Annotated in this window: 3 protein-coding genes; 1 reads left to right on the top strand and 2 read right to left on the bottom strand. The window is 31.1% G+C overall.

All coding sequences use genetic code 11. The features are described 5' to 3' along the window. Window positions 1-291 precede the first annotated feature (291 nt). Both KSU54_RS18320 and KSU54_RS18315 read right to left on the bottom strand, forming a co-directional pair. Window positions 292-759, bottom strand: coding sequence for a hypothetical protein (locus KSU54_RS18320; protein ID WP_008792925.1), 468 nt, complete (start codon window positions 757-759; stop codon window positions 292-294). Between the two features lies 1 nt (window position 760). Further along, the gene (locus KSU54_RS18315) at window positions 761-1,198 is read right to left on the bottom strand and encodes a hypothetical protein (RefSeq protein ID WP_008792926.1); all 438 of its coding nucleotides are present in this window, start codon (window positions 1,196-1,198) and stop codon (window positions 761-763) included. A 283-nt stretch (window positions 1,199-1,481) separates the two neighbouring features. Between KSU54_RS18315 and KSU54_RS18310 the strand changes: the two genes are divergently transcribed. Continuing rightward, window positions 1,482-2,648: an IS110 family transposase gene (locus KSU54_RS18310; RefSeq protein WP_008792927.1), complete on the top strand. Its 1,167-nt coding sequence runs from the start codon at window positions 1,482-1,484 to the stop codon at window positions 2,646-2,648. Window positions 2,649-2,815 lie beyond the last annotated feature (167 nt).

Genomic DNA, 2,815 nt, shown 5'->3' with positions numbered 1-2,815 from the left:
ATTTTGTTAATTTCCTCTTGAATATGCTCTTTTATTAATAATGCATATTTTTCTTTATATTTTTCCAGTTCAGTTCTAAATTTCTCGATTTTATTCATTTCAATTCCTCTTTTTATTCAACATCGTCATAATGATCATAAATTTGATTTACACCTATAGAATAAATGAACTTTTTTCAATTTTTTCACTATTTTTTTCCAGCCAGGCTTGTCGTTTTTCTTCATTCCATTTCATCCACAATATTGGTACTTCATACATCATTGACTGGTTTCTTTCTATATTTAGGCTTATTTATCCCTCTATTCCAAAATAATATTTTTTAATATCTTCTTCTCCAAAACATGATACTATTTCTTCTAATACTTCTTCGCTTTCAAAATATAAAATTGTTTCTTGACACTCCACATGCTGATCAATCTCAACGCTATTGTCATCATGGTCGTAATAAAGAAAATATTTATCTTGAGTACAATCTTTCCAATTTGGCTCAAAGTTTTTAGATTCCTCTTTAAATGCTTTTTGAATTTCTAAATATCGCTCGCATTCTTCGCCAGTTCTAAAAATTCTTAAAAAGGTTTTACGGTAACTATCTACTCCACTACCACACCATTGAGTACCAACAATATCCCCATATGAATCAACAAACCAATAATCTTCATTATGTTTTGGAAACTCATCATCTTCAATTTCCGCTTCCTTTAATTCCTCTAATTCTTTTTCTAGCTTTGCTATTCTTTCTTCATATTCTTTTCTATTCATCTTACATTACCTCACAATTACTTAATATTTCATCGATGTTGTAAAGTTCTTCATCTTCCCATTTAACAAAATTAAATGTTGACTTGAACATGCCTACATAATCACAACTACTAAACCACGTTGAATTAAACTTTTCAGGTTTTTCGCTAGTTCCATACAATCTGTTATCTTCATCTCTTGCAATAAAATTAAATCCCTCTTTTTTAGCAACTTTTAGATATTCATATTCAAACCAAGTAAGTTGAATTGGTTCAGGTTCTTTATATTTTTCTAATAACTTTAACAATGATATTTTTAAGCATTTCGAACAAACCATATTATGACAATAATTATCGGTCTTTTGGGAATTTGTCGCTATTTGACACAAGTAGTAATCGAGACTTTTGTTATCACTATCAAAATCTTTAATTTCTTCTTTAATTGTTTCTATTTTTACCATTTTTTACCACTTGTATTATTTAATTATCCGATATCTCCGGTATTTAAATAATATTTTCCTTTCCTGGGAATTATTTATTATTTAATATTTATTTTGGGCTGTGGATTTGTTTTTTTTCACTGTGGCGTAGACCATTTTAAGGAGTATCGGACCACAGTTTTTTATTTACAGCTTTGATTAGTTAGATAACACCTGATGTTTCATTTCTCACAAGATTAAGCTCATGTAAAAACACTGTGTTCAAAGCCAGCCCATATATCACATTCATAAGGAGGAAACTTATATGTATTATGTCGGCATTGATATTGCCAAATATAAACACGACTGTTTCATCTTCACTTCTGAAGGTGAGATTGTCTTAGAATCTTTCACTTTTGAAAATACAAGAGAAGGATTCAGTAAACTCAAGTTAATTCTAGACGCATTAGATCATTCCCAAAAAATCAAAACAGGTCTAGAAGCAACCGGTATTTATGGAAAGAATTTAAAACTCTTTCTATCATCTATTGGATATGACTTTGACGAATTGAACCCTCTTCAAGTCAAACGTTTTACTAACGCTTTGTCCAATAGAAAAACCAAAACTGATAAAATCGACGCTTCCCAAATAGCACGATTCGTATCAACAGGTGCCTCTAGAACCTATGTATACTCATCATACCATACTGAAGCTTTAAAACAACTAACACGTGCTAGAAATTCATTAATCGACGAACGTAGTAAGCATCAAACAGTGCTTACAGGTATTCTCGATGTCGAGTTTCCTGAATTTAAAGGGTTCTTTAATAATAAATTCACTGATACAGCGCTATATCTTTTAAATAAATATAAAACTGTAAAACGTATTAGTAAGTTATCTCATAACGACTGTGTATTACTGCACAATAAATCCAGAGTAATATCTACATCCAGATTTGAAGAATTAAGAGAATCAGCCAAGAATACATGCGGTCATCATTTTGACTACAACGATTCCTTAATCTCCGCAAATCTACAAATAATAAAATGTTTAAACAACGAAATAGATAAAATAGAAAAAGAAATCAATTCTATCATGTCTACAATTAACTCACCAGTAGTAAGCATACCAGGTATATCAGCTATATCCGCAACTTCTATTATTGGTGAATTTGGAGATTTCTCCCGTTTCGATAATGCAAAACAACTGTGTGCTTTTTGCGGTGTAGAACCTTCTATTTACCAATCCGGTACTTCGTACCATGAAGGTAAAATGGTTAAACATGGCTCATCCAATCTAAGGCGAACCTTATTTAATGTAGTACCCTACATCATCATGCATAACGAAACATTTAAAACATTTTATGATAAAAAAAGTAGCGAAGGGAAAGCATATAGAGTCGCACAGTCGCATGTAGTAAAGAAACTGCTGAGAGTAATATTTACTCTTGAGATGACCGGCAGTACCTTTACCCCTTCAAAACTATACTAAATTGAACTAACTGAACAATTTTTAAAAAGTGCATTCTATGCGCTGTTTTCAGTGCGTCCAAAATTGTCACTATAAAATTTCTTTAAAAAAATCTTTACTTCTTAATAGTTAGCTCCTTATAAATGCCAGGATTCCTGCAAATGCTTCATTTCTCCATTTTTCTATTC

This window comes from Erysipelatoclostridium sp. MSK.23.31, assembly GCF_019125875.1.
GTDB lineage: Bacteria > Bacillota_I > Bacilli_A > Erysipelotrichales > Coprobacillaceae > Thomasclavelia > Thomasclavelia ramosa.
This window is presented reverse-complemented; position numbering and strand designations above follow the sequence as displayed.